The organism is Elioraea sp. Yellowstone, from assembly GCF_006704265.1.
Lineage (GTDB): Bacteria > Pseudomonadota > Alphaproteobacteria > Acetobacterales > Acetobacteraceae > Elioraea.
In genome coordinates, this window is record NZ_VIKA01000198.1 from 1 (window position 1) to 5,013 (window position 5,013).

General features: G+C 71.0%; 5 protein-coding genes. All 5 read right to left on the minus strand.

All coding sequences use genetic code 11. The features are described 5' to 3' along the window. Positions 1 to 216: 216 nt before the first annotated feature. Positions 217 to 996, minus strand: a complete 780-nt coding sequence (locus FK498_RS17285) for an amino acid ABC transporter permease (RefSeq protein WP_141856754.1) — start codon at positions 994 to 996, stop codon at positions 217 to 219. After that, on the minus strand, positions 993 to 1,742 hold the full coding sequence (locus FK498_RS17290; RefSeq protein WP_141856756.1) for an amino acid ABC transporter permease: 750 nt from the start codon (positions 1,740 to 1,742) through the stop codon (positions 993 to 995). The genes FK498_RS17285 and FK498_RS17290 overlap by 4 nt, the downstream gene beginning before the upstream one ends. A 41-nt stretch (positions 1,743 to 1,783) precedes the next feature. After that, positions 1,784 to 2,632, minus strand: coding sequence for a transporter substrate-binding domain-containing protein (locus tag FK498_RS17295; protein ID WP_141856758.1), 849 nt, complete (start codon positions 2,630 to 2,632; stop codon positions 1,784 to 1,786). Between the two features lie 196 nt (positions 2,633 to 2,828). Next, a complete protein-coding gene (locus FK498_RS17300; RefSeq protein WP_161988470.1) occupies positions 2,829 to 3,419 on the minus strand; it encodes a sarcosine oxidase subunit gamma in 591 nt (196 codons plus the stop codon). Then, positions 3,412 to 5,013: glycine cleavage T C-terminal barrel domain-containing protein (locus tag FK498_RS17305; protein ID WP_304598723.1), on the minus strand; the 1,602-nt coding region annotated here is incomplete at its 5' end. The genes FK498_RS17305 and FK498_RS17300, both read right to left, overlap by 8 nt.

Sequence of the window (5,013 nt, forward strand, 5' to 3'; positions counted from 1 at the left end):
CCGCCTGACACACCGGCCATCACCCGCCGGAGATCGCGATCGGCCGAGCTGCTACACCACTCCCCGGGACACGACCCATGCGGTGGGCGGCATGCGGTGCCGCGGGAGAGCCGCCGTCCGACCGTTGCGGCCAAAGAACGACGTCCGGGCGGAAAGCGCGGTCATCGGACTGGCCGGAAGGCCATACGCGCCCACGTCCGTCCGCGGCCGTGTCCCTCACACCCCCCGTTCGCGCCCTGCCCAGGACTCCAGCCGCCGCGTCGCCAGCGCGATCGGCCAGCAGGCGCAGAAGAATGCGACCAGCAGCGCGCCGTAGAACGGGATCAGAAGTTCGCTCCGCCGTTCGGCGCCCAGCGCGTTGCGCGTCATGGTCAGCGCCTCCTCGACCCCGACGATGCTCGCGAGCGGCGTGGACATCAGCAGGATGGCGTAGAGGTTCATCCAGGGCGGCAGCATGCGCTTGACGCATTGCGGCAGGATGACGAGCCACAGCGTCTTCCGCCGCGACAACGCAAGGCTCGCCGCGCCCTCCCACTGCCCTGACGGCACCGACTGCACGGCGCCGCGTACGATCTCCGACACGTTCGCCATCACCGGCAGCGTCAGCCCCGCGGTCGCGCGCAGCCAGTTCGGCACGTCGATCGTGGTGCCGAACAGTGTCACGCGGAACGGCAGGATGAAGATGCAGTAGAACAGCAAGACGAGCCATGGCGCGTTGCGGAAGAACTGTGTGGCGACGACCGCCGGGCGTGCAACCCGGCGCGACGGCGCAACCTGGCCCAGGCCGAGGAACAGCCCGAGCAGCGTGCCGACCGCCATGGCGATCACGCTGATCAGCACGTTCAGCACGAAGCCCTGGCCGATCATCGGGGACCAGCGGATCAGCGCGGCGAACACGCTGTCGGTCGCCGGCGCGGTAGCCTGCGCCCAGGCCGAGCCGGCAAGCACGAGCAGCAGCGCGAAACCGGCCGCCTTGCCGTCCGGCGCGCGCGTCATCGCTCGCCGAATCCCGGCAGGCGCAGTGCCCGCTCCCAGCGGTGCATCGCCCAGACCAGAGCCGTGACGAGGCCGATATAGAGGATCAGCAGCGTCGTCATCATCTCCGGAACGTTGAGCGCATCGGACCAGATCTGGTTCGAAACGTAGAGCATCTCCGGCACGCCGATCGCGTAGGCGAGCGTGGTCGTCTTCACCAGGTTGACGAGGTTGTTGTTGAGTGCCGGCAGGCAGATGCGGAAGGCGAGCGGCAGCACCACGAGGCGGTAGGATTGCAGGCGCGTCAGTCCAAGTGCAGTGGCAGCCTCCGCGATGCCCCGTGGTACGGCCTCGACGCCGCTGCGGAAGATCTCGACGTTGAAGGCGCCGGCGAACAGCGCGAGCGCCACGATCGCCCAGACGACATTGCCGATCAGCGGCGTGGGAAAGCCGAGATCGTCGGGCACGGTCGGCGTGATGGAGCCGAGGCCGAAGAAGAAGAAGTACATCTGCACGAGCGGTGGCGTGTTGCGGAAGAACGCCACATAGCCGTCGGTGAACCAGCGCAGCGGCGCGAAGGGCGATTTCTGCGCCGCCGCGCCCATAACGCCGACCACCACGCTCGCCGCCACCGAGGTCGCGGCGAGGTAGACGGTCATCAGGAAACCCGCCCAGAACCGCGACCGGTCGAAGGGGTCGTAGAGGATGGTGAGGTTGATCCCGGCAGACTCGTGCAGCCCCCGGAAGACGGACTCGATCAGATCCAAGACGCATGGGCGGGGGCGTCACGCCCCCGCCACCCTCGGTGCTACTGGATGTGGTCCTTCAGCGCCTCATGCATCCGGCGCAGGAACGCGCTCTCGGCGATCCCGGCCTCCTTCTCCCACGCGAGCAGCTTCCCGGAGCGGTGCCAGTACGCGACCATGCCGGACATGAAGCGGCCCCAGGGCTTGTCGAGATCGTCGAGCCGCACCGCGAGCCCCCAGGGCGTGTCGCTCTGGCTCGGCAGCGGCATGTGGAAGTCGTTCCACTGGCCCGAGGCCAGCATCACCGCGATCAGGTTGTCGTCGTAGAGCCAGCCGACGCAGCGGCGTTGGCGCAGCGCGGTCTCGACCTCGGCGATGCCCGTGAAGGCGAGGATCTCGACGCCGTAGCGTTCGGTGGCCGGGCGGTTGTACCAGGCGCCCTGGATCGCGCAGAGCTGACGGCCGCGCAGCGCGTTCCAATCGCTTGTGGTGACCTGCTTCGGCAGCAGGACGTTGAAGCCCGAGGAGTAGTAGTTCGGGTGGACGATGCCGACCACGCGCCGCCGCTCGGCCGTGTCGGACATGGTCGCGATCATCAGGTCGATCTGGCCCTGGGCCAGGAACTGCATCCGGTTTGCCGCCACCACCGGCACGAACTCGGGCCGCACGCCGAGCGTGGCGGCGACGTCCTTCGCCATCTCGATCTCCATGCCGACGAACTCGCCGGCCGGGTTGCGGAAGCCCCAGGGCCGGTAGTCGGCGCGCACGCCCACCTTCAGCACGCCTTCGCGCAGGATGCGGCCGAGCGTGTCGCCGGCCTGCTGGGCAGACGCGGGCAGCGGTGCTGCGAAGGCGAGGCAGGCGGCGATCGCCCCGGCGATCGTCCGGCGTCGTGTCGGTCGGGTTGTCATCGCTGGTCTCCCCCATCCTGTGGTTTCGACCGAAGCTTGCCAGAGGTGATACCCTCCACACAAAGGCTTGACCTTTGTGCGGAGGGTATCGCGCGCGGGGCTGGTGGGGCGGCCGCGCGCGAACATGACCCCGTACCAGCCCGCCGAAGGTCAAACCTTCGGCGGGCTGGTATGAGTTGCCTGCGGCGAGTCCGGATCACGTGACGACGCCGAAGCCGCGTCCGGCATTGAGGCAGGCGTGCCAGAGTGCCACGCCGAAGGAGCGGTAGCAGCCGAGCACCACATCCTCCTCGCGCCGCCAGACCAGCACGCCGACATGGCCGGCGAGGGTGTGCGCGACGCTGCCAGGCGGGAACGCCGTCGCGTCGAGATCGATCGGCAGCAGCCGCGCCAGCGCCTCGCCCGCATCGGGTCCGGCAACCGTGATCAGCGTACGCGCTCCCGCGAGCGGCGTGACCGCGCCGGCATCGCCGATCGCTGCCTCGAGCCGCGCTGCCGCGCCCAGGCCGGCCGAGGGCAGCAGGACGAGATCCTGGCCGAGTCCGCCCCAGAGCACCGCGGCGCCGTCCGCGTTCATGACCGCCCGGCCCGGGTCCGGCAGGCCGAGGCCGAGCGCCACGCGCAGCCGCGCCGCGAGCGTCTTCCGGCAGCCGCGTCGAGAGGCGAGCGAGACCAGCCCCTCGCTGTCGAGCGTCGCGAGGCGCACGCCGGCCGCGCCGTCCGGCCGTCCGGAACGGCTTTGTCTTGCGACACCGGCGAGCGCGCTGGCGCGCGCGAGCTCAGCCACGGATGCGCGCTCCTTCCTGATCCACGAACACCGGTGCGCACACCTCGGCGAGCGTGTCGCCGCCACGCAGCGGATCGTACACGCGTACCGTCTCGCCGATGCGCGCAGGACCGCGGCGCAGCAGGGCGAGCGCGATCGGATGGCCGAGCGTGGGCGAGAAGCAGGCGGAGGTGACGTAGCCCTCGTCGTTCGCGACCGTCGCCGCCACGCCCGGCGCGAGCAGATGCGCCCCGGCACGGATCGCGCTTCGGCCGTCGCGTGGCTTGAGGCCGACCAGCGCCGGACGGGCAGGATCGGCGAGCGCCGGACGCTGCGCCATGCGCGCGCCGATGCAGTCCTTGCGTGACGAGACGAGGCGCGCGAGGCCGAGATCCGCCGCGGTCGTCTGGCCATTCAGCTCGCCGCCGGCAGGATGGCCCTTCTCGATCCGCAGCACGCCCAGCGCCTCGGTGCCGTAGGGCGCAACGCCGAGCGGCGCGCCGACCGCCATGATCCGCTCGATCAGCGCGGTGCCGTAGTCGGGCGGGATGCCGATCTCGTAGGCGCGCTCGCCGGAGAAGGAGAGGCGATAGACGCGCACGGGCACGCCGCCCACCGTGGCGGTCGTCATCGCCATGTGCGGCAGCGCGGCATCGGTGATGTCCGCGCCGGGATCAAGCAGGGCGGCAAGCAGCTCGCGCGAGCGCGGCCCGGCGATCGCGAGCTGCGCCCAGGCATCCGTCACCGACAGCATCGTCAGGTCGAGCTCCGGCCGCAGCACCTGGTGCGCGTGTTCGAGGTGCTGCATCACCCGGCCGGCATTGGCCGTCGTGGTGGTGAGGAAGAAGCGATCCTCGGCCAGCCGCGCGACCGTGCCGTCGTCGAGGACGAACCCGTCCTCCCGCAGCATCAGCCCGTAACGCACCCGACCGACGCGCAGGGTAGAGATCATGCCCGCATACACGAAGTCGAGGAACGTGGCCGCGTCCGGCCCGACCACCTCGATCTTGCCGAGCGTGGAGACGTCGCACACGCCCACCGCTTCGCGCACGGTGCGCACCTCGCGCGCGACGCTGTCCTGCCAGCGCGTCTCACCGGCGCGCGCGTACCACTGCGCGCGCAGCCACGGCCCGACCTCGACGAAGCGCGCGCCCTGCGCCTCGGCCCAGCCGTGGGTCGGCGTGCGGCGCGTCGGGCGGAAATCGCGACCGCGATGCGGGCCGGCGAGCGCGCCGATCGCCACCGGTGTCCAGGGCGGGCGGAAGGTCGTCGTGCCGGTGGCGTTGATGTCGCGTCCGGTCAGCGCCGCCATGATCGCGATGCCGGGCACGCTCGCGGTCTTGCCCTGGTCGGTCGCCATGCCGAGGGTGGTGTAGCGCTTCAGGTGCTCGACCGCGCGGTAGCCCTCGCGATGCGCGAGAGCCACGTCGCCGGCGGTGACGTCGTTCTGCAGATCGACGAAGGCCTTGCCGCGCGAGGGCACGTGGAACAGCGCGACGCCGTCGCGCCGTTCGTCCTCGGCGCGCGGCGGCTCGGTGTGCGTGGGCGTGTAGCCGCAGTCGCGCGCCGCGGCCTCGCCGGCGGCAAGCCCGTCGGCGAGCGCCGCGGCGAGCGT

Coding starts and splice junctions, on each gene's coding strand:
- FK498_RS17285 (WP_141856754.1), bottom strand. CDS start 996: ATGACGCGCGCGCCGGACGGCAAGGCGGCCGGTTTCGCGCTGCTGCTC.
- FK498_RS17295 (WP_141856758.1), bottom strand. CDS start 2,632: ATGACAACCCGACCGACACGACGCCGGACGATCGCCGGGGCGATCGCC.